The sequence below is a fragment of the Pseudomonas sp. B21-041 genome (assembly GCF_024748675.1).
In the GTDB taxonomy this organism is placed as follows: Bacteria; Pseudomonadota; Gammaproteobacteria; order Pseudomonadales; family Pseudomonadaceae; genus Aquipseudomonas; species Aquipseudomonas neuropathica.
The window spans coordinates 1941609-1962450 of the sequence record NZ_CP087175.1 but is presented as its reverse complement, the minus strand read 5'-3'; the positions used below and the strand labels follow the sequence as shown (position 1 = coordinate 1962450).

Sequence of the window (20842 nt, the reverse complement as noted above, 5' to 3'; positions counted from 1 at the left end):
GGTCTGATCACTCGACAACAAGAGTGACAGGCGAGAGGTAAAGACTGTGGAAGCACATCTGTTGGAATGGCTGAACCTGAGCGTGCGCTGGGTTCACATGATCACTGGCGTGGCCTGGATCGGCGCGTCGTTCTACTTCGTCTGGCTGGAGAACAACCTCAACCGCGTCAACCCGAAAACCGGCCTGGCCGGTGACCTGTGGGCGATCCACGGTGGCGGTATCTATCACCTCGAAAAATACAAACTGGCCCCACCGGCGATGCCGGAGAACCTGCACTGGTTCAAATGGGAAGCCTACTTCACCTGGATGTCGGGTATCGCGCTGCTGTGCGTGGTGTTCTACTCCAATCCAACGCTCTACCTGCTGGCTCCGGGCAGCACCCTGAGCGGCCCTGAAGGCGTGGCCATCGGTATCGGCTCGCTGTTTATCGGCTGGTTCATCTACTCCTTCCTGTGCGACTCGGCACTGGGCAAACGCCCTGCTCTGCTCGGCTTCATTCTGTTCGTGCTGATCATCGGCGCGGCGTATGGCTTCAGCAAAGTGTTCAGCGGTCGTGGTGCATACCTGCACGTCGGCGCGATCATCGGCACCATCATGGTCGGTAACGTGTTCCGCATCATCATGCCGGCGCAGCGTGCCCTGGTCGCGGCGATTGCCGAAAACCGTACGCCGGATCCGGCGCTGCCAGCCAAAGGATTGCTGCGTTCGCGTCATAACAACTACTTCACCCTACCGGTGCTGTTCATCATGATCAGCAACCACTTCCCGAGCACTTATGGCAGCCAGTACAACTGGTTGATCCTCGCCGGGATCGCGGTGTTGGCGGTGTTGGTGCGTCACTACTTCAACACCCGTCATGACAGCCACAAGTTTGCCTGGACCTTGCCTGTGGCAGCGGTGGGCATGATCAGTCTGGCGTACGTCACCGGCCCGATGCCAATGTCGACCGCGCCGGAAGTGGCCAAGGCGCCAGCCAAAATCGAGTACCAACCGCTGCCGGAAACGGCACTGGGCGGTGGCGCGAAACCGGCTGAAGCAGCACCGGCAGCCCCTGCCGAACCTGCAGCAGCACCGGCGCAAGCCTCCAACGCAGGTCCGGCCTTCGACAAAGTGCACAACGTGATTCAAGAACGTTGCGCGGTTTGCCACTCGGCCAAACCGACCAGCCCGCTGTTCAGCGCAGCTCCGGCGGGTGTGATGCTCGACACCCCTGAGCAGATCCGCCAGAACGCGGCGCGCATCCAGGCGCAGGCCATCACCACGCAGATCATGCCACTGGGCAACATCACGCAGATGACCCAGCAGGAACGTGACCTGATCGGTGCATGGATCGCCCAGGGAGCACAGACCAACTAAGCAGTAAAAGCATCGCTGGCAAGCCAGCTCCCACAGGGTTTTGCACTGCCTGTGTGGGAGCTGGCTTGCCAGCGATTCGCCGCAACGCGGTTGTTACCTGATGCACAGAAACAGCTGTGAGCAACCCGGCAGCTGTTCAATCACAAGAATAAAAAGATCCGAGGTGTTGCATGTCCGAGCTGTCCAAAGCGCGCATCCCCGACGCACCCGCCATTCAGCGATTGCCCCTTTTGCAACTGATCCTGGTCGGTTTGCAACATGTTCTGCTGATGTACGGTGGTGCCATCGCGGTGCCGCTGATCATTGGACAGGCCGCTGGCCTGAGTCGTGAAGAAATTGCCTTCCTGATCAACGCCGACCTGCTGGTCGCCGGCATCGCCACCATCGTGCAGTCCATGGGCATCGGCCCGATGGGCATCCGCATGCCGGTGATGATGGGCGCCAGTTTTGCCGCTGTCGGCAGCATGGTCGCCATGGCCGGCATGCCCGGTATCGGCCTGCAAGGCATCTTCGGCGCCACGATCGCCGCCGGTTTCTTCGGCATGCTCATCGCGCCGTTCATGTCCAAGGTCGTGCGCTTTTTCCCGCCGCTGGTGACCGGCACGGTCATCACCTCGATCGGTTTGTCACTGTTCCCCGTGGCCGTGAACTGGGCCGGTGGTGGCGCTGCCGCTGCGCAATTCGGCTCACCGATTTATCTGGCCATCGCCGCATTGGTGTTGGGCACTATTCTGCTGGTCCACCGCTTCATGCGCGGTTTCTGGGTCAACATTTCCGTACTGATCGGCATGTGCTTCGGCTACATCCTGTGCGGCGCGATTGGCATGGTCGACCTGAGCGGCATGGCCAACGCGCCATGGGTTCAGTTCGTCACTCCGCTGCATTTCGGCATGCCGAAATTCGAACTGGCACCGATCCTGTCGATGTGTCTGGTGGTGGTGATCATCTTTGTAGAATCCACCGGGATGTTCCTCGCGCTGGGCAAGATCACCGGCCAGGAAGTCTGCCCGCGCATGCTGCGTCGCGGCTTGCTGTGTGATGCCGGCGCCTCGTTTGTCGCTGGTTTCTTCAACACGTTTACCCACTCCTCGTTCGCCCAGAACATCGGTCTGGTGCAGATGACCGGAGTACGTTGCCGCTCGGTGACCATCGTTGCCGGTGGCTTGCTGATCGTGTTGAGCCTGCTGCCGAAAGCAGCGTTTCTGGTGGCGTCGATTCCGCCGGCGGTACTCGGCGGCGCAGCGATTGCGATGTTCGGAATGGTCGCGGCCACCGGCATCAAGATTCTCCAGGAAGCCGACATCGGTGACCGGCGCAACCAGTTGCTGGTCGCGGTGAGCATCGGCATGGGCCTGATCCCGGTGGTGCGTCCGGAGTTTTTTGCGCATTTGCCGATGTGGATGAGCCCGATTACCCACAGCGGCATCGCCATGGCAACGCTCAGCGCGCTGACGCTGAACTTGCTGTTCAACATTCTCGGCGGCAAAGAGCGCGCGGCGATCAACGACTGCCACGCACACCAGCACTAACAGCAACACCGATGTACCCCCTGTAGGAGTGAGCCTGCTCGCGATAGCATTTTTTCAGTCAACTGATGTGTTGCCGCTATCGCGAGCAGGCTCACTCCTACAAGGGCAAAAAAAGCTCTGCGCCTCAAACAATAAAAACAAGAGGGAGCAACAGATGATTCGCACACAAACCAACGTTCTGTTGAGTGGCGGCCTGCTGGCCGCGAGTCAGGCCATGGCCGGCGATTTACTGCTGTGGCAGACCAACAGCCTGAGCTATCTGTACGGCAAGAACTTCGCGATCAACCCGTCGATCCAGCAGACGCTGACCTTCGAGCACGCCGACAAATGGAAGTACGGCGACAACTTCCTGTTCGTCGACAAGATCTTCTACAACGGCAAGGAAGACGCGAACAAAGGCCCGCACGCCTTCTACGGTGAATTCACCCCGCGCTTCTCGTTCGGCAAGATCTTCGACCAGAAACTTGAGTTCGGCCCGATCAAGGACGTGCTGCTCGCCATGACTTACGAGTACGGCGAAGGCGACAGCGAGGCCTATCTGATCGGCCCCGGCTTCGACCTCAAGGTGCCCGGCTTCAACTACGTCACCCTGAACATCTTCCGCCGCCAGACCGAAGGCCCGCGTCCCGGCGATGGCGTCTGGCAGATCACCCCCGGCTGGTCCTACAGCTTTCCCCTGGGCAATTCCGATGTGCTGATCGACGGCTACCTCGATTGGGTAGTCGACAACGATGAGAACTCACGCGGCACCTACCACGCCAACCTGCACATCAATCCGCAGATCAAATATGACCTGGGCAAAGCTTTGGGCTGGAGCCACAAGCAACTGTATGTCGGCACCGAATACAGCTATTGGAAAAATAAATACGGCGTCGAAAACACCCACAACTTCGACACCAATCAGAACACCGCCAGCCTGCTGGTCAAGGTGCACTTCTAAGATGGCCCGCAACCGTGCCCCATACCTGTCGTCGGTGCTCTGTTGCGGGGCACTTGAGAGCTGGCCGAGGAGTCAGTATTCTCCGCGGCCTCCTGAATTCGGTCTAAAAAAAAGCCCGGATTTAATTCCTGACCGAAAAGCCAACTTATCCCGGCTCCGGTCAGTACCGAGGCATCCCGAAAACACACTCAATCGACTGTTTTTTAGCAGCCGAGCGGGTGTCTTTTTGCTTTTCGAAAGCCTTGGCTCAGCTCTTGCTAACAGCAACGAAGCTGACCGATCGGATGAGTTTTTTGCAGCAACGAAAAAAGGCGCCACACCAGAGCGCCGATCTTAAAAAAATAACGTGGAACACCTACTTTGGGAGCAACCGAATGAAACGTATGTGCACCAGCCTGATGCTCGCGGGATCGATGTTGGCCGGCGGCCAGGCCATGGCCGAAGGCCTGCTGCAGTGGCAGAACAACAGCCTGACCTACCTGTATGGCAAGGACTTCCAGGTCAACCCGCGCATCCAGCAGACCGTCACCTTCGAGCACGCCGATGCGTGGAAGTACGGGGACAACTTCTTCTTCCTCGACAAGATCTTCTACAACGGTGGCAAGGACTTCAGCAATGGTCCGAACACCTACTACGGTGAGTTCAGCCCGCGCATCTCGCTGGGTAAAGTGCTCGACCAGAAGATCGAGTTCGGCCCGATCAAAGACGTCCTGGTGGCGATGACTTACGAGTTCGGCGAAGGCGACACCGAGTCGTACCTGATCGGTCCAGGCTTCGACTTGGCGATCCCGGGCTTCGACTACTTCCAGTTGAACTTCTACCAGCGCCACACCCAGGGTGCTCGCGCCGGTGACAACGTCTGGCAGATTACCCCGGTCTGGTCCTACACCATCCCGGTCGGCAAGTCGGATATCCTGATCGACGGCTTCATGGACTGGGTCACCGACAACGACTCCAACTCCAAGGGTGATTACCACGCCAACCTGCACTTCAACCCGCAAGTCAAATACGACCTGGGCAAGGCGCTGAGCTTCGGCGAGAAGCAGTTGTACGTCGGTGTGGAGTACGACTACTGGAAAGACAAGTACGGCATCGACGACACCGGTGCGTTCAAGACCAATCAGAGCACCACGAGCTTCCTGGTGAAGTTCCACTTCTGATGCGGGTGTAAGTGGCGTCTGCGAGGACGCCATCGCTGGCAAGCCAGCTCCCACAAGTTCTTTGGTGTAGACAAAATCTGTTTACGACGCAAAGCCCTGTGGGAGCTGGCTTGCCAGCGATTGCCGCACCACCGATCTCAGGATGGAACCACCGCTTCGGATAGCCCGAGAAACCGGCACAACTCCTCGCGCTTGGCCAACGCATCACGCCGCCCCAGATCAATCAACTCGCTGCAGTACCCCGCCTCGAACAACAGATAACTCAACACCCCTGCCCCACTCGTCTTGGTCGCCCCCGGCCCGCGCAGAAACAGACGTAACGCCGCCGGCAACTCCTGGCGATGCCGTGCCGCAATCTCATCGATCGGCTGACTCGGCGAAATCACCAACACCTCCACCGGTGCCACGCCCAACTCGCGCGTCGGCGTGCCGGCAGGCATCAAGTGGCTGAACTGGTTGAGACGCTGCAGCAACTCGATGTCGCTCTCGAGGCTGTCAATGAACGTGCTGTTGAGCATGTGCCCGCCAATCTGCGCCAGCGTCGGCTGTTGCCCCGTGTAGGCGCGCTCCAGCGGCTGCTGCGGATCAAACCCGCGCGGGTTGCCGCTGACACCGACCACCAGCACCCGGCTCGCCCCTAAGTGCAGCGCCGGGCTGATAGGCGCCGATTGCCGCACCGCACCGTCACCGAAATATTCATCACCGATTTTCACCGGCGCGAACAACAAGGGAATCGCCGAACTGGCCAGCAGGTGATCCACCGACAGCTGCGTCGGCACACCAATGCGCCGATGCCGCAGCCATGAATCGATCTTGCCGCCGCCCTGATAGAACGTCACCGCTTGCCCGGATTCGTAGCCGAACGCCGTCACCGCCACCGCATGCAATTGCTTGCGCGCGATCGATTCGGCGATACCGGGCATGTGCAGCTTTTCATTGAGCAGTGCGCGCAGCGGCGAACTGTTGAGCAGCGCCACCGGCAGTTGCCGGCCGAGGCCGAGCAGGCTGTGGCTGACAAAACGGCTGGCCTGACGGATAACCCCGGGCCAGTCGCTGCGTAGCACGCGATGGCTGCGAAAGCCTTGCCAGAACAAGGTGAGACGCTCGATCGCAGCGCGAAAATCGGTAGCGCCACTGGCGAGGCTGACCGCATTGATCGCACCGGCCGAGGTGCCGACGATCACCGGAAACGGATTGTCCGCGCCCAACGGCAGCAATTCGGCAATCGCCGCCAGCACCCCCACCTGATACGCCGCCCGAGCCCCGCCGCCGGAAAGAATCAAACCTGTGACCGGTTCAGTTGGGCTCATCGCAACACTCCATGGTGCTTGAAAGGATGGGGGAATCAACCGCGTTTGGCGTACAACTTCGGCTCGCCCGGTGGCCGGCTCTTGAAGCGTCGATGCGCCCACAGGTACTGCTCGGGGCAGGCACGCAAAGCGCTCTCGACCCACTGATTGATGCGGATGCAGTCAGCTTCTTCGGTTTCGCCGGGGAAATCTTCCAGCGGCGGATGAATCACCAAGCGATAACCGCTGCCGTCGGCCAGACGCTCCTGCGTGAACGGCACCACCAGCGCTTTACCCAAACGAGCAAATTTGGTGGTCGCAGTTACGGTCGCGGCTTGAATGCCAAAAAGCGGCACGAAGATGCTCTGTTTGGCGCCGTAGTCCTGATCCGGTGCGTACCAGATCGCGCGACCGGAACGCAGCAGCTTGAGCATGCCGCGCACGTCGTCACGCTCCACCGCCAGCGAATCGAGGTTGTGCCGCTCGCGGCCCTGACGCTGAACATAGTCAAACAACGGATTCTTGTGCTCGCGGTACATGCCGTCGATGGTGTGCTGCTGGCCGAGCAACGCCGCGCCGATTTCCAGCGTGGTGAAATGCGCCGCCATCAAAATCACGCCTTTGCCTTCGCGCTGGGCCTTTTGCAAATGCTCCAGGCCTTCAACGTGGGCCAGCTTGGCCAGACGCTCGCGCGACCACCACCAGCTCATAGCCATTTCAAAAAAGGCGATGCCGGTGGAGGCGAAATTTTCCTTGAGCAGGCGTTTGCGCTCAGCGGCGGTTTTTTCTGGGAAGCACAGTTCAAGATTGCGCTTGGCGATGCGCCGCCGGTCGCCGGCCACGCGATACATCAGCGCGCCCAAAACTCGACCGATGGTCAGCAAGGCCGGATACGGCAACTGCACGATCAGCCATAAAAGCCCCAGACCGCACCAGAGCGGCCAGAAGCGTGGAGCAAGAAATGCTTTTCGAAAACGCGGGCGATCCATTAAAGCTTCCGTAAATACAGTGGCCGCGCATTCTACATCGTTCGACCCGGCTTGCGGCCTGCGGGCGTTCTCGTTATAAGTCTCGGCACTTTTAGTGACAAGCCGTTGTATGCCGACATGAGCCAAACCGAACCGTTAGACCAAGATCCCGTATTCCAGCTCAAGGGCAGCATGCTGGCCATTACTGTGCTGGAACTGGCCCGTAACGACCTCGAAAGCCTCGATCGGCAATTGGCCGCCAAAGTTGCCCAGGCGCCGAACTTCTTCAGCAACGCGCCGCTAGTTCTGGCGCTGGACAAACTGCCGCCGAGCGAAGGCGCCGTCGATCTGCCAGGCCTGATGCGCGTCTGCCGTCAACATGGCCTGCGCACCCTGGCGATTCGCGCCAGTCGCATCGAAGACATTGCCGCCGCCATCGCTATCGACATTCCGGTGCTGCCGCCGTCGGGCGCCCGCGAACGGCCGCTGGAAACACCCGAAGCCGAAGTCAAAAAGAAACCGGAAAAGCCGCCTGAGCCAACGGTCAAACCGACCCGCGTCATCACCACGCCAGTACGTGGTGGCCAACAGATATATGCCCAGGGTGGCGATTTGGTCGTGGTGTCTTCGGTCAGTCCGGGGGCGGAACTTCTCGCCGATGGCAACATCCATGTATACGGCCCGATGCGTGGTCGGGCGCTGGCCGGCGTGAAGGGTGACACCAAGGCACGGATTTTCTGTCAGCAATTGAGCGCTGAACTGATCTCCATCGCCGGTCACTACAAGGTTTCCGAAGATTTGCGTCGCGACCCTATGTGGGGCTCGGGCGTACAGGTCAGCCTGTCGGGCGACGTGTTGAACATCATTCGGCTTTAACGGATACTGCCGCATTTTCCAAGCATCTCTAAAACGTAGCGAAAACGGCTCAAACGAAGTAGGAAAAAGGCTCAAAGCCAAATTCCAGCCAAGGCTGTCCGACTGCAGTAGTTTTCAAGAGATGTTTTTCAGGGGCTAAAAAGTCCTTCTTCCTTAGGGGTGAAACACCTTGGCCAAGATTCTCGTGGTTACATCCGGCAAGGGTGGTGTGGGTAAGACCACCACCAGCGCCGCTATCGGTACCGGCCTCGCTCTGCGCGGCCACAAAACAGTGATCGTCGACTTCGACGTGGGCTTGCGTAACCTTGACCTGATCATGGGTTGCGAGCGCCGCGTGGTGTATGACTTCGTCAACGTGGTCAACGGCGAAGCCAACCTGCAACAAGCGCTGATCAAAGACAAGCGCCTGGAAAACCTCTACGTACTGGCCGCCAGTCAGACCCGCGACAAAGACGCGCTGACTGTCCAAGGCGTGGAAAAAGTCCTGATGCAGTTGAAGGAAGACTTCGATTTCGTCGTCTGCGATTCCCCGGCCGGCATCGAGAAAGGTGCTCACCTGGCCATGTATTTCGCCGACGAAGCGATCATCGTGACCAACCCGGAAGTGTCCTCGGTACGTGACTCCGACCGTATGCTGGGCCTGCTGGCCAGCAAATCGCGTCGTGCCGAAAAAGGCGAAGAGCCGATCAAGGAACACCTGCTGCTGACCCGCTACAACCCGCAACGCGTAAGCGACGGCGAGATGCTGGGCGTCGAAGACGTGAAGGAAATTCTAGCCGTCACCCTGCTTGGCGTGATTCCGGAATCCCAAGCCGTCCTCAAGGCGTCCAACTCGGGCGTCCCGGTAATTCTCGACGACCAGAGCGATGCAGGTCAGGCGTACAGCGATGCCGTTGATCGTCTGCTGGGCAAAGAAAAAGAACATCGTTTCCTCGATGTTACGAAGAAGGGATTCTTCGAGCGCCTGTTTGGAGGTAGGTAATGAACCTTTTTGACTTCTTTCGTGCCAACAAAAAGCCAAGTACCGCCTCGGTAGCGAAAGAGCGTCTACAGATCATCGTGGCGCATGAGCGCGGCCAGCGCAGCACGCCGGATTACTTGCCAGCCTTGCAGAAGGAACTGGTCGACGTGATCCGCAAGTACGTCAACATCGGCAACGACGACGTACATGTTGCACTGGAAAGCCAGGGCAGTTGCTCGATTCTGGAACTCAACATCACCCTGCCTGATCGCTGAGTCGATCCGGCAGGTACGACGGCGGTTCAGGGCCATCCCCATGCGGGATGGCCCTGAACCGCCGTTGGCATTTGTTACGAGGCTGTTTTAATGCCGCTGTCCAACATCCGCATCATCCATCAGGACGCCGCCGTGCTGGTGGTCGACAAACCGACCTTGCTGCTCTCGGTGCCCGGTCGCGCCGACGACAACAAGGATTGCCTGATTACCCGCCTGCAGGAAAACGGCTACCCGGAAGCGCGCATCGTCCATCGCCTGGACTGGGAAACCTCCGGCATCATTCTGCTGGCGCGTGACGCCGATACGCATCGCGAACTGTCGCGGCAGTTTCATGACCGCGAAACTGAAAAGGCCTACACCGCACTGGCCTGGGGTCAGCCGGAACTGGACAGTGGCAGCATCGATTTGCCCTTGCGTTACGACCCGCCGACCAAACCGCGCCATGTCGTCGACCACGAATTCGGCAAGCATGCGCTGACCTTCTGGCGTGTGCTGGAGCGTTGCGGTGACTGGTGCCGCGTTGAGCTGACGCCGATCACCGGCCGTTCGCATCAGTTGCGCGTGCACATGCTGTCGATCGGGCATCCGCTGCTTGGTGACGGGCTCTACGCCCATGAGCAGGCGCTGGCGGCATGGCCACGTTTGTGCCTGCACGCGAGCATGCTCAGCTTCACCCACCCGCAAACCGGCGAACGCCTGCGCTTCGAGTGCCCCGCGCCGTTCTGACAGACCACACTGCCCCCCTGTGGGAGATTCTATGGTTGAGGGGAAGCCCTCAACTGACTTTTGTCTGGTATTCGCTTTGCCCTTTCAGCAAGGCGAATACCACCCGAGCAAGTTTGCGAGCCAGCATCACCAACGCCTGCGTGGTGCTGAAACCCCGTGCTCTTTGGGCCTCGTAAAACCCTTTCCAGGCTTTCGTACGGCTAGCCGACATCGCAGCGTTGTGCAAAAGTCGGCGGGCCTCGGGGTCTCCGCGCTTGGTCAAGCTGCGGCGACCGTCCTTTTGCCCTGATTTCGATACCCTTAAATCCATGCCCAGGAAGGCGATAAACGCATCCGCGTTGCTAAATTCCCCCCGCTGAAACGCCGTGAGCAGGCGCGCTCCGGTCAGAAATCCAATGCCCTCAACTTTCAGGCAACGCTTCAATTGGCCGAGCAAACCGGCTTGTTTGAGCTGATCGTTGATCGTCTTTTCGATCATCGTTTCAAGCCGCTGCATGGATTTTATTTGTTCAGCAAAAGCTGCCTTCAATAGCGGCTCATTCGACCAGCTCTGCACCAGGCCGACCCTTGCCTGGACCAAAGCCGCGCGGCGGCGGAAAAGGCTCAGGAGCTGGCGGTACAGCGGTGATGGCGGGGTCCAGGGGCGCAACTCCTCGGCTTCGTTCTTCAGGTAACGGGCCAGCAACTTGGCGTCCAAGGCGTCGGTTTTGGCGCGGATCTTCACGCCTTCGCGGTAATGTTTGAGTTCATAGCCGCCCACCATGTAAATCGTGCAACCGGCCGCATAGGCCAAATCAGCGAATTCCAAGTGGTAGATGTTTGTAGCCTCAATGGCAATAGACACGGGGCCGAGCAAGGCCTTCAGCCACTGCTTAATGGATGTTTTGGTGTTGGGAATCGCTTCAAGCAGATCGCTATCGGCCTGATAAATCACCAGTTCATTTTTGGCGACATCCACGCCAACGATCGGATTTGATAGAGCGACTGGCATTGCCACAGGATTTCCTCCGGGATAAGGTTTGAGCACTTGAAGGGCTCACCCAGAGGCGCAGGCTTGTTCCTATCGTCGGTCTAGCCAGATGCATTCTTTATCGGCGCTTGGGTGAAAGGAGGAGGGGCGAAATCTCCCACGGTCTGTGCTGCGTCAACAGTCAGAATCGAGCCTTGTCCCTCCTCCTCCCTTCAAGTCCTACCATACAAGCGGTGATGGCGGGGTCCAGGGGCGCAACTCCTCGGCTTCGTTCTTCAGGTAACGGGCCAGCAACTTGGCGTCCAAGGCGTCGGTTTTGGCGCGGATCTTCACGCCTTCGCGGTAATGTTTGAGTTCATAGCCGCCCACCATGTAAATCGTGCAACCGGCCGCATAGGCCAAATCAGCGAATTCCAGGTGGTAGATGTTGGTTGCCTCAATGGCAATAGACACGGGGCCGAGCAAGGCCTTCAGCCACTGCTTAATGGATGTTTTGGTGTTGGGAATCGCTTCAAGCAGATCGCTATCGGCCTGATAAATCACCAGTTCATTTTTGGCGACATCCACGCCAACGATCGGATTTGATAGAGCGACCGGCATTGCCACAGGATTTCCTCCGGGATAAGGTTTGAGCACTTGAAGGGCTCACCCAGAGGCGCAGGCTTGTTCCTATCGTCGGTCTAGCCAGATGCATTCTTTATCGGCGCTTGGGTGAAAGGAGGAGGGGCGAAATCTCCCACGGTCTGTGCTGCGTCAACAGTCAGAATCGAGCCTTGTCCCTCCTCCTCCCTTCAAGTCCTACCATACAAGCGAGCCTGCTCGCGAAAGCGGTTTCACATTCAGCATTGATGTTGACTGATCAATCGCTTTCGCGAGCAGGCTCGCTCCCACAAGGGTTCGGGTGCAGATTCAATTCCCCGGCCGATGCGTTAAACTCCCGCCCATTGCTGTCTGGAGTTTCTTATGCGCGAAGAGTTGAACCAAGGCCTGATCGACTTTCTCAAGGCCTCCCCTACCCCGTTCCACGCCACTGCCAGTCTGGTGCAGCGTCTTGAGGCTGCCGGTTTCGTGCGCCTCGACGAGCGCGAGCCATGGACCACCGAGCCAAACGGCCGCTATTACGTCACCCGCAACGACTCCTCGATTGTCGCGATCAAAATGGGCCGCACTTCGCCACTGCACGGCGGCATCCGCCTGGTCGGCGCGCACACCGACAGCCCGTGCCTGCGGGTCAAGCCGCAGCCGGAACTGCAGCGTCAGGGCTTCTGGCAACTGGGCGTTGAAGTCTACGGCGGTGCGTTGCTGGCACCGTGGTTCGACCGTGATCTGTCGCTGGCCGGCCGCGTGACCTTTCGCCGCGACGGCAAGGTTGAAAGCCAACTGATCGATTTCAAGGCGCCGATCGCGATCATTCCCAACCTGGCGATTCACCTCAATCGTGAAGCCAATCAAGGCTGGGCGATCAACGCACAGACCGAACTGCCGCCAATCCTTGCGCAATTTGCTGGTGACGAGCGCGTCGATTTCCGCGCCGTGCTCACCGATCAACTGGCCCGCGAACATGGCCTGAACGCCGATGTCGTACTCGATTACGAGCTGAGCTTCTACGACACGCAAAGTGCTGCAGTGATTGGCCTCAATGGCGACTTCATTGCCGGCGCGCGCCTCGATAACCTGTTGTCGTGCTACGCCGGCCTGCAAGCTTTGCTCACCGCTGAAACCGACGAAACCTGCGTGCTGGTGTGCAACGACCACGAAGAAGTCGGCTCCTGCTCGGCCTGCGGTGCCGACGGCCCGATGCTCGAACAGACACTGCGCCGTCTGTTGCCGGAAGGTGACGAGTTCGTCCGCACCATCCAGAAATCCCTGCTGGTCTCGGCCGACAACGCCCACGGCGTGCACCCCAACTACGCGGAAAAGCACGATGCCAACCACGGCCCGAAACTCAACGCTGGCCCGGTGATCAAGGTCAACAGCAACCAGCGCTACGCCACCAACAGCGAAACCGCCGGCTTCTTCCGCCATCTGTGCATGGCCGAAGAAGTCCCGGTACAGAGCTTCGTGGTGCGCAGCGACATGGGCTGCGGCTCGACCATCGGCCCGATCACAGCCAGCCACCTCGGTGTGCGCACTGTCGACATCGGCCTGCCGACCTTCGCCATGCACTCGATCCGCGAACTGTGCGGCAGCCATGACCTGGCGCACCTGGTCAAAGTGCTGAGCGCGTTCTACGCCTGCCGCGAATTGCCTTAAAACCTTCTCGAGCAGGTCGAATCGTCGCACCTTCGCTCCCACAGTTTGAAATGCATTCCAAACTGTGGGAGCGAGCCTGCTCGCGAAAAGCGGCAGTCCAGACCACACATATTTCATCTTTGGATTGACTCAATTCTGATACACATCAGAACCGCTCCACCAAAACCGACCTAGACTTACATCATTCATTTCGACAAGGCAGTCTCCATGATCTCGATGTCTTCGTTCCACGCCATGCTCATTCCCATCCTGTGCGGAATGATCCTGTTGGCGATCGGTTTCAACTTCCGTGACAAGAACGCCGGGGTGTTCGCCATGTGGATCGGCATGCTGACGATCCTCGCCACGGTGGTGTACAAGATCCTCGCCAAACTCAACGAATAAATCCGCGCCCGGCTCGCAATGCATTAGTGGGCCTCGTACACTCCAGCGAATCCGCCCCTTGCGAGGTTGACCGCCTAGTGTTCGCTCGTCTTTTTGCTTTGCCCAGCCTGTTCCTCGTCTGCCTGATGACGCTGTTGCCGCTGGCGCCCGCCCAAGCGGTCGGTTTACCCGGTCTGCTCAACACCAACAAAGCGCAGCCCGAAGCGCAGGAACCGCTCGGCCAGTCCCTCGACGAAGTCATCAAGTCGCTGGAAAACGACAAGCAACGCGCACAGTTGCTGACCGATCTGAAGAAACTGCGCGACGCCACCAAAAAGGCTCAGGCCAGCCCTGAAGAAGGCGTGCTCGGCTTGATCGGCGGCACCCTCGCCAACTTCGAAAAACAATTCACCGGCGCCGACAGCCCGCTCAACCGCTGGGGCAACGAGTTCGACCTGGCCAAGGAAGAGCTGAGCGGCATGATGTTGCCGGCCAACGAATGGCTGCCGATCATCTTCGGCTTCGCCATGATCCTCGCGGTGTGGAGTCTGCTCGCCGCCGCACTGATCTGGCTCGGTCACCGGGTACGCATGCGTTTCGGCCTCACCGAAGAACTGCCGCAACACCCCAAAGCCCTCGACATGCTGCGCTTTGCATTACGCAAGCTCGGGCCATGGCTGATCGCTTTAGTGATGACCGTTTACATGAGCTACGCCTTGCCGTCGTCTCTAGGTAAAAGCCTGGCGATGGTGCTGGCCTATGTGCTGGTGGTCGGCACCTGTTTCTCGGCGATCTGCGTGATTGCGTTTTCCCTGCTCGACGGCCCGCACCGCCATCGTGCACTGTACATCCTCCGTCATCAGGCGTTCCGGCCGCTGTGGCTGATCGGCAGCTTCGCCGCGTTCGGCGAGGCGCTGAATGATCCACGCCTGATCGAAAGCCTCGGCGTGCATCTGGCCCACACCGCCGCGACCATCGCCAATGTCCTCGCGGCGCTGTCGACCGGTCTGTTTATCCTGCGTTTCCGCCGACCGATTGCGCACCTGATCCGCAACCAGCCGCTGTCGCGACGCCTGACCCGCCGCGCCCTCAGCGATACCATCGAAATCCTCGGCACCTTTTGGTACGTGCCGGCGCTGGTGCTGGTCGGCATCTCGCTATTCGCCACCTTCGTCTCCGCCGGCGACACCAGCACCGCCTTGCGCCAGTCGCTGATCTGCACCGTGCTGCTGGTGTTGTGCATGGTGATCAACGGCCTCGTGCGCCGTCATTCCTTGAAACCGCAACGCGGGCCGAAACGTCACGCGCTGTATTCCGAGCGTCTGAAAAACTTCTTTTACACCCTCGCGCATTTGCTGGTCTGGCTGGTCTTCATTGAACTTGGCCTGCGCGTGTGGGGCCAGTCGCTGATCGGTTTTGCCGAAGGCGAAGGCCATGACATAAGCGTCAAACTGTTCAGCCTGATTGGCACACTGATTTTCTCCTGGCTGATCTGGATCCTCGCCGACACCGCCGTGCACCACGCCCTGACCCGCTCGCGCAAAGGCCTGGCCAATGCGCGGGCGCAGACGATGATGCCGCTGATCCGCAACGTGCTGTTCGTGGCGATCTTCATCATTGCGCTGATCGTCGCGCTGGCGAACATGGGCATGAACGTCACGCCACTGCTGGCCGGTGCCGGTGTGATCGGTCTGGCCATCGGTTTCGGTGCGCAGTCACTGGTCGCGGACCTGATCACCGGTCTGTTCATCATCATCGAAGACTCGCTGGCCATCGATGACTACGTCGACGTCGGCGGCCACCTCGGCACTGTCGAAGGCCTGACCATCCGCACCGTGCGCCTGCGCGATATCGACGGCATCGTCCACACCATCCCGTTCAGCGAAATCAAAAGCATCAAGAACTACTCACGGGAATTCGGCTACGCGATCTTCCGCGTCGCAGTGCCGTACAACATGGAAATCGACGACGCGATCAAACTGATGCGCGAAGTAGGCCAGAAGATGCGCACCGATCCGTTGCAGCGGCGCAACATCTGGTCGCCGCTGGAGATTCAGGGTGTCGAGAGTTTCGAGTCCGGCAGCGCAATTCTGCGGGCGCGGTTCAAGACCGCACCGATCAAACAGTGGGAAGTGTCCCGGGCGTTCAACCTGTCGCTCAAACGCCATCTCGACGAAGCCGGACTCGACCTGGCAACGCCGCGCATGAGCGTGCAAGTGATCACTGCCGGTGGCGGTCAGCCGAAGGAATAGCACTCAGGCGCGCGGTTGCAGTCACAGGCAGGGAAGCCCGACAACAATAATCAAGGAGAGACCGATGCAACTGACGCGCATTGCCCAAGCCGTTCTACTCACCCTGTTCGCCAGCCACGCCGGTGCCGCCACGCTGGAAAGCACCCGCACGCAAATCGCCGAACAAGCGCACAAGCTCGAGCCGGAACTGCTGGAAACCCGCCGCGACATCCACGCCCACCCGGAACTCGGCAACACCGAAAAGCGCACCGCCGAACTGGTCGCCAAACAACTGCAAGCTCTGGGCCTGGACGTCAAAACCGGCGTCGCCCGCACCGGCGTAGTGGCCGTGCTCAAAGGCGCCCTGCCCGGCCCGACCGTGGCCCTGCGCGCCGACATGGACGCGCTGCCGGTCAAGGAAGTCGCCGACCTGCCCTTCGCCTCGAAAGCCAAAGGCACCTACCTCGACAAAGAAGTCGACGTCATGCACGCCTGCGGCCACGACGCCCACACCGCGATCCTGCTGAGCACGGCGAAAATTCTCACGGGCATGCGCGACACCTTGCCCGGCACCGTGGTGTTCTACTTTCAGCCTGCCGAAGAAGGCCCAAGCGACTTCATCCCCGACGGAAAAAACACCTGGGGCGCGAAAATGATGGTCGAGGAAGGCGTGATGAAATCACCGAAACCCGATGCGGTCTTCGGCCTGCACGTCTGGGCCGGTGTTCCCGCCGGCCAGATCGCCTTCCGCCCAGGCGCCACCCTGGCCAGCTCCGACGACCTGCGCATCAAAATCCTCGGCAAACAGACCCACGCCGGCCGCCCTTGGGACGGCATCGACCCGATCACCGTCGGCGCGCAAACTATCGTCGGCCTGCAAACCGTGGTCAGCCGCCGCACCGATATCTCGTCTTATCCGTCAGTGGTCAGCATCGGCACCATCAACGGCGGGACGCGCTACAACATCATTCCCGAATCCGTCGACATGACCGGCACGATCCGCTCCTACGACTACGGCATCCGCCAGAAACTGCATGCCGACGTCCGCCAGACCGTGGAAAAAATCGCCGAAAGCGGCGGCGCCAAAGCCGACGTCACCATCATCGAAAAATACGACCCGACCATCAACAACCCGGCACTGACGGAAAAAATGCTGCCGACGTTGAAGTGGGCGGCCAAGGATGATGTGGTGAATGCACCGCTGGTGGGTGGCGCGGAAGACTTCTCGTTCTTTGCCAAGGAAGTGCCGGGACTGTTTGTGTTTCTCGGCGTGACGCCAAGAGACCAGGACATGAGCAAGGCAGCGCCGAATCACAATCCGGGGTTCTTTGTCGATGAGTCGGCGCTGGTGGTAGGCGTGAGAACATTGGCCTCGTTGGCGACGGATTATCTGTATGCCAATGCGGGGGCGGGCAAGTAGGGATGAGGTGACTGTGGGGGCGCCTTCGCGAGCAAGCTCGCTCCCACATTTGGACCCTGTACAGCCTGCCAGAAACAGGTCGGCTGTCAGGCCGCCATCGCTGGCAAGCCAGCTCCCACGAGGATTGAGCCAACCGGTAAACCTGTATCGCTTCGGCTTCTCACCACTCAACACAATGAGCGCAAGCTCGAGTACCGTTCTTGATCTTGATCCACGGGCGACGTCGGAAGGCTGAGTGGAGGGATTGATCCCGGAGCGAAGGAACCCCGAGCCCCAGCGAGCGGGCCGCACGCAGGAGCAAGCCTTTTTGGTTACTTTTTCGGCGTCTGGAAAAAGTGACCCGCCGTAAGGGCGGAACCCTAATCAGCACCACCCGAAGCAACGGATATGCCCCCCAAAACGATCAAACCACATCAACCCCAACGTGAATCGCATCATGCCGCCAAAACTCCAGATCACAATCAATCAACCGCTCATGCTGATCATAATTGACCCGAGCAATCCGTAACCCCGGGCTCCCCACCGACACCCGCAAAGCCGCCGCCGCATCCACCGACAATGACGTCGGCACAATCTCAAACCGCACCCGCCCATAGTGCAAATCGTAATGCCGCGCATACAACTCGGTGATCGACTGATTCAAATCAAACTCAAGAATCCCCGGAAAAAACTGCGGATTCAAATAATGCTCCACATACAACACCAACCGCCCATCAATCCGCCGCGACCGGCAAATCTGAATCACGCTCGACAACGCCGGCAACTGCAACCACGCACACACCGCCGCCGACGCCGGCTGCAACCGCGCCGAAATCACCTCGGTCGACGGCACCCGCCCTTGCGCACTGACCATCGCGTGAAAGTGACTGCGCTGCATCAGGTTATAGGCCAGACGCGGCGGCGAGACGAACCAGCCACGGCGCTCCTCACGATAAATCTGCCCCTGCGCCTCCAGTTGCAGCAACGCCTCTCGCACAGTAATCCGCGTCGTACCGAACAACTCACTGAGCTTGCGCTCGGCCGGCAATTTGCTGCCCGCCGCCAGCAACCCGTGATCGAGTTGCTCCTGCAACACCTGGCCAATCGCTGTCACCGCTTTTGTTGCCTCATCGCGCATCAACGTTACCTATCTGGACTAGACCAGCACTGTTTCGGGGCAAAACTGCACGGCGATCAAGCCGTTTCCTGATGTTGCAAGCCTAGGCAGTGCAGATGACCGCGAGATGACAAAACTACCGAACGGTCGTCTTCACGACTTGCAATACACCGGCCAAGTCCCTTGCTCTGCGGGCCTTTGGGCATGGTCTACGCTTATCTGGCAGCCGCCAATACCAGGCAAATAAAAGGCCTGACACAAGGCCGCCGACATCAAAGTGTCATCCAGCCCCCTTAAATTGGCTCAGGTATTGCTGACCTAGACCAACACACACCGCAATCGCAGCGTTGAACACGACCAAGGAGCTTCGGAATGAAACAGCTTTTCCTGGCAACACTGTTAGGCTCGACCATTGCAATGTGCACCTCCGCCATGGCGGCCGGCACCGATCTGAAAACCCTCGAAGCCGCTGCGAAAGCGGAAGGTGCCGTCAACAGCGTCGGCATGCCCGATGACTGGGCCAACTGGAAAGGCACCTGGGAAGACCTGGCCAAAACCTACGGCCTGAAACACATCGACACCGACATGAGCTCGGCCCAGGAAATCGCCAAGTTCGCCGCCGAAAAAGACAACGCCACCGCTGACATCGGCGACGTCGGTGCGGCCTTCGGCCCGATCGCGGTCAAGCAAGGCGTGGTGCAACCGTACAAGCCAAGCACCTGGGATCAAGTCCCGGACTGGGCCAAGGACAAGGACGGCAACTGGGCGCTGGCCTACACCGGCACCATCGCCTTCATCGTCAACAAAAAACTGCTGCACGGCTCCGAAGTGCCAACCAAATGGGCTGATCTCAAGGGCGGCAAATACAAAGTCTCGATCGGTGACGTGAGCACCGCCGCCCAAGCCGCCAACGGCGTTCTCGCTGCGGCACTGGCCAACGGTGGCGACGAGAAAAACATCAAGCCTGCCCTGCTGCTGTTCGCCGACATCGCCAAGCAAGGTCGTCTGTCGATGGCCAACCCGACCATCGCCACCATGGAAAAAGGCGAGATCGAAGTCGGTGTGGTCTGGGACTTCAACGGCCTCAGCTACAAAGCCAAGATGGCCAACCCGGATGACTACGTGGTGCTGATCCCGTCCGACGGTTCGGTGATTTCCGGCTACACCACCATCATCAACAAGTACGCGAAAAACCCGAACGCCGCCAAGCTGACCCGCGAATACATCTTCAGCGACGCCGGCCAGACCAACCTCGCCCGCGGTAACGCCCGCCCGATCCGTGCCGAGCACTTGCAACTGCCGGAAGACGTGAAGGCCAAACTGCTGCCGAACGAGCAGTACAAAAAGGTCACCCCGATCAAAGACGCCGATGCGTGGGAAAAGACTTCCAAGGCCCTGCCACAGCAGTGGAACGAGGAAGTCATCGTAGAGATGAAATAAAGCGGCTGATCACTACTGTGTGATCTGAAACAAATCCCCATGTAGGAGTGAGCCTGCTCGCGATAGCGGTAGTTCAGTCAACATTGTCGTTGAATGTTCAACAGCTATCGCGAGCAGGCTCACTCCTACAGGGATCTCGGCTGAATCTGAAATTTCCTGTTTCGCGGAGTTTTTGCCCCTATGAAGCACAACGTCATCCTTGTCGTGCTCGACGGCCTCAACTACGAGGTCGCGCGTCACGCCATGGGGCATCTGCAGGCTTATGTTGGCGCAGGACGCGCCGCGCTCTACCAGTTGGAGTGCGAACTGCCGGCCCTGTCCCGACCGCTTTATGAATGCATCCTCACCGGCGTGCCGCCGATCGACAGCGGCATCGTCCACAACAACGTCTCGCGCTTGTCCAATCAGCGCAGCATTTATCACTACGCCCGCGATGCCGGTCTGAAGACTGCTGCAGCGGCGTATCACTGGGTTAGCGAGTTGTATAACCGTTCGCCGTTCGTAGCCGCCCGCGACCGCCACACCGACAATTTGTCGCTGCCGATCCAGCACGGGCATTTCTACTGGAGCGATCACTACCCGGATTCGCATCTGTTCGCCGACGCGGAAAACCTGCGCCTGCGCCACGATCCGAATTTCCTGTTGATCCACCCGATGAACATCGACGACGCCGGGCATAAGCACGGCCTCGACTCTTCGCAATACCGCAACAGCGCGCGCTTCGCCGACATCATCCTTGCCGACTATCTGCAAAGCTGGCTCGACGCGGGCTATCAGGTATTGGTGACCGCCGATCACGGCATGAACAACGATCGCTCGCACAACGGCCTGTTGCCGGAAGAACGCCAGGTGCCGCTGTTTGTCCTCGGTGACGCGTTCAGCCTCGACGCTGGCGCCGCACCCAAGCAGACCGAAATCTGCGGCACCGTCTGCGAACTGCTCGGCGTGCCCCACGACAAACCTGTGTGCCGGGAGTTGCTCAAGTGAA

General features: G+C 59.4%; 18 protein-coding genes and 1 pseudogene. 14 read left to right on the top strand and 5 right to left on the bottom strand.

Annotated elements, in window-relative coordinates; all coding sequences use genetic code 11:
- The first annotated feature begins 46 nt into the window (after positions 1–46).
- The 4 genes from LOY43_RS08760 (at position 47) to LOY43_RS08745 (ending at position 4986) form a co-directional block, all read left to right on the top strand.
- The gene (locus LOY43_RS08760; RefSeq protein WP_095050914.1) at positions 47–1357 is read left to right on the top strand and encodes a urate hydroxylase PuuD; all 1311 of its coding nucleotides are present in this window, start codon (positions 47–49) and stop codon (positions 1355–1357) included.
- 170 nt (positions 1358–1527) lie between these two features.
- Positions 1528–2886 carry a nucleobase:cation symporter-2 family protein gene (locus LOY43_RS08755; RefSeq protein WP_095114338.1) on the top strand — a complete coding sequence of 453 codons (1359 nt, stop codon included), beginning with the start codon at positions 1528–1530 and terminating at the stop codon, positions 2884–2886.
- Between the two features lie 154 nt (positions 2887–3040).
- On the top strand, positions 3041–3826 hold the full coding sequence (locus tag LOY43_RS08750; RefSeq protein WP_016982869.1) for an outer membrane protein OmpK: 786 nt from the start codon (positions 3041–3043) through the stop codon (positions 3824–3826).
- Between the two features lie 374 nt (positions 3827–4200).
- The gene (locus tag LOY43_RS08745; RefSeq protein WP_007913962.1) at positions 4201–4986 is read left to right on the top strand and encodes an outer membrane protein OmpK; all 786 of its coding nucleotides are present in this window, start codon (positions 4201–4203) and stop codon (positions 4984–4986) included.
- A 137-nt stretch (positions 4987–5123) separates the two neighbouring features.
- Here the strand turns inward: LOY43_RS08745 and LOY43_RS08740 are convergent, their stop codons facing one another.
- Together LOY43_RS08740 and LOY43_RS08735 are read right to left on the bottom strand one after the other, a co-directional pair.
- Entirely contained in the window at positions 5124–6296 is a 1173-nt protein-coding gene (locus tag LOY43_RS08740) for a patatin-like phospholipase family protein (RefSeq protein WP_258709473.1), read from the bottom strand.
- A gap of 35 nt (positions 6297–6331) precedes the next feature.
- Positions 6332–7264 carry a lipid A biosynthesis lauroyl acyltransferase gene (locus LOY43_RS08735; protein ID WP_258709472.1) on the bottom strand — a complete coding sequence of 311 codons (933 nt, stop codon included), beginning with the start codon at positions 7262–7264 and terminating at the stop codon, positions 6332–6334.
- Between the two features lie 117 nt (positions 7265–7381).
- On the opposite strand from LOY43_RS08735, the gene minC reads away from it, so the two are divergent.
- The 4 genes from minC (at position 7382) to LOY43_RS08715 (ending at position 10081) form a co-directional block, all read left to right on the top strand.
- Positions 7382–8119 (top strand): septum site-determining protein MinC, encoded by a 738-nt coding sequence (gene minC / locus LOY43_RS08730; protein WP_026000431.1) that lies wholly within the window; start codon positions 7382–7384, stop codon positions 8117–8119.
- A gap of 169 nt (positions 8120–8288) precedes the next feature.
- Positions 8289–9101: a septum site-determining protein MinD gene (gene minD / locus LOY43_RS08725; protein ID WP_258709471.1), complete on the top strand. Its 813-nt coding sequence runs from the start codon at positions 8289–8291 to the stop codon at positions 9099–9101.
- Positions 9101–9355: a cell division topological specificity factor MinE gene (gene minE / locus LOY43_RS08720; RefSeq protein WP_003223146.1), complete on the top strand. Its 255-nt coding sequence runs from the start codon at positions 9101–9103 to the stop codon at positions 9353–9355. The genes minD and minE overlap by 1 nt, the downstream gene beginning before the upstream one ends.
- Before the next feature lie 90 nt (positions 9356–9445).
- Entirely contained in the window at positions 9446–10081 is a 636-nt protein-coding gene (locus LOY43_RS08715; protein WP_007960625.1) for an RluA family pseudouridine synthase, read from the top strand.
- 49 nt (positions 10082–10130) lie between these two features.
- On the opposite strand, the gene LOY43_RS08710 is transcribed toward LOY43_RS08715, so the two are convergent.
- Together LOY43_RS08710 and LOY43_RS08705 are read right to left on the bottom strand one after the other, a co-directional pair.
- Positions 10131–11072 carry a transposase gene (locus tag LOY43_RS08710; RefSeq protein WP_220558825.1) on the bottom strand — a complete coding sequence of 314 codons (942 nt, stop codon included), beginning with the start codon at positions 11070–11072 and terminating at the stop codon, positions 10131–10133.
- A 207-nt stretch (positions 11073–11279) separates the two neighbouring features.
- Positions 11280–11651 (bottom strand): annotated as a pseudogene (locus LOY43_RS08705) (transposase); the annotation flags it as partial.
- A 363-nt stretch (positions 11652–12014) separates the two neighbouring features.
- Between LOY43_RS08705 and LOY43_RS08700 the strand changes: the two are divergent.
- The 4 genes from LOY43_RS08700 to LOY43_RS08685 all read left to right on the top strand — a co-directional run bounded on the left by LOY43_RS08700 (position 12015) and on the right by LOY43_RS08685 (position 17318).
- Entirely contained in the window at positions 12015–13304 is a 1290-nt protein-coding gene (locus LOY43_RS08700; protein WP_007919200.1) for a M18 family aminopeptidase, read from the top strand.
- Positions 13305–13511: 207 nt separating this feature from the next.
- Positions 13512–13688, top strand: a complete 177-nt coding sequence (locus LOY43_RS08695) for a hypothetical protein (RefSeq protein ID WP_162835980.1) — start codon at positions 13512–13514, stop codon at positions 13686–13688.
- A gap of 77 nt (positions 13689–13765) precedes the next feature.
- Positions 13766–15919, top strand: a complete 2154-nt coding sequence (locus LOY43_RS08690; protein WP_258709470.1) for a mechanosensitive ion channel family protein — start codon at positions 13766–13768, stop codon at positions 15917–15919.
- 64 nt (positions 15920–15983) lie between these two features.
- A complete protein-coding gene (locus LOY43_RS08685; RefSeq protein ID WP_258709469.1) occupies positions 15984–17318 on the top strand; it encodes an amidohydrolase in 1335 nt (444 codons plus the stop codon).
- Positions 17319–17721: 403 nt separating this feature from the next.
- Here the strand turns inward: LOY43_RS08685 and LOY43_RS08680 are convergent, their stop codons facing one another.
- Positions 17722–18435 (bottom strand): UTRA domain-containing protein, encoded by a 714-nt coding sequence (locus LOY43_RS08680; protein WP_064121017.1) that lies wholly within the window; start codon positions 18433–18435, stop codon positions 17722–17724.
- A 351-nt stretch (positions 18436–18786) separates the two neighbouring features.
- Here LOY43_RS08680 and LOY43_RS08675 point away from each other — a divergent pair, with 351 nt between their 5' ends.
- Positions 18787–19854, top strand: a complete 1068-nt coding sequence (locus LOY43_RS08675) for an ABC transporter substrate-binding protein (protein ID WP_007916337.1) — start codon at positions 18787–18789, stop codon at positions 19852–19854.
- 180 nt (positions 19855–20034) lie between these two features.
- Complete coding sequence (locus LOY43_RS08670) at positions 20035–20841, top strand: alkaline phosphatase family protein (protein WP_095050908.1); 807 nt, start codon at positions 20035–20037, stop codon at positions 20839–20841.
- Position 20842: the final 1 nt, after the last annotated feature.

What these genes read in the sequence shown, in the direction of transcription:
- LOY43_RS08755 (WP_095114338.1), top strand. Translation starts at nt 1,528, where the DNA reads ATGTCCGAGCTGTCCAAAGCGCGCATCCCCGACGCACCCGCCATTCAG.
- LOY43_RS08750 (WP_016982869.1), top strand. Translation starts at nt 3,041, where the DNA reads ATGATTCGCACACAAACCAACGTTCTGTTGAGTGGCGGCCTGCTGGCC.
- LOY43_RS08745 (WP_007913962.1), top strand. Translation starts at nt 4,201, where the DNA reads ATGAAACGTATGTGCACCAGCCTGATGCTCGCGGGATCGATGTTGGCC.
- LOY43_RS08740 (WP_258709473.1), bottom strand. Translation starts at nt 6,296, where the DNA reads ATGAGCCCAACTGAACCGGTCACAGGTTTGATTCTTTCCGGCGGCGGG.
- LOY43_RS08735 (WP_258709472.1), bottom strand. Translation starts at nt 7,264, where the DNA reads ATGGATCGCCCGCGTTTTCGAAAAGCATTTCTTGCTCCACGCTTCTGG.
- minC (WP_026000431.1), top strand. Translation starts at nt 7,382, where the DNA reads ATGAGCCAAACCGAACCGTTAGACCAAGATCCCGTATTCCAGCTCAAG.
- minE (WP_003223146.1), top strand. Translation starts at nt 9,101, where the DNA reads ATGAACCTTTTTGACTTCTTTCGTGCCAACAAAAAGCCAAGTACCGCC.
- LOY43_RS08715 (WP_007960625.1), top strand. Translation starts at nt 9,446, where the DNA reads ATGCCGCTGTCCAACATCCGCATCATCCATCAGGACGCCGCCGTGCTG.
- LOY43_RS08710 (WP_220558825.1), bottom strand. Translation starts at nt 11,072, where the DNA reads ATGCCAGTCGCTCTATCAAATCCGATCGTTGGCGTGGATGTCGCCAAA.
- LOY43_RS08700 (WP_007919200.1), top strand. Translation starts at nt 12,015, where the DNA reads ATGCGCGAAGAGTTGAACCAAGGCCTGATCGACTTTCTCAAGGCCTCC.
- LOY43_RS08695 (WP_162835980.1), top strand. Translation starts at nt 13,512, where the DNA reads ATGATCTCGATGTCTTCGTTCCACGCCATGCTCATTCCCATCCTGTGC.
- LOY43_RS08685 (WP_258709469.1), top strand. Translation starts at nt 15,984, where the DNA reads ATGCAACTGACGCGCATTGCCCAAGCCGTTCTACTCACCCTGTTCGCC.
- LOY43_RS08680 (WP_064121017.1), bottom strand. Translation starts at nt 18,435, where the DNA reads ATGCGCGATGAGGCAACAAAAGCGGTGACAGCGATTGGCCAGGTGTTG.
- LOY43_RS08675 (WP_007916337.1), top strand. Translation starts at nt 18,787, where the DNA reads ATGAAACAGCTTTTCCTGGCAACACTGTTAGGCTCGACCATTGCAATG.
- LOY43_RS08670 (WP_095050908.1), top strand. Translation starts at nt 20,035, where the DNA reads ATGAAGCACAACGTCATCCTTGTCGTGCTCGACGGCCTCAACTACGAG.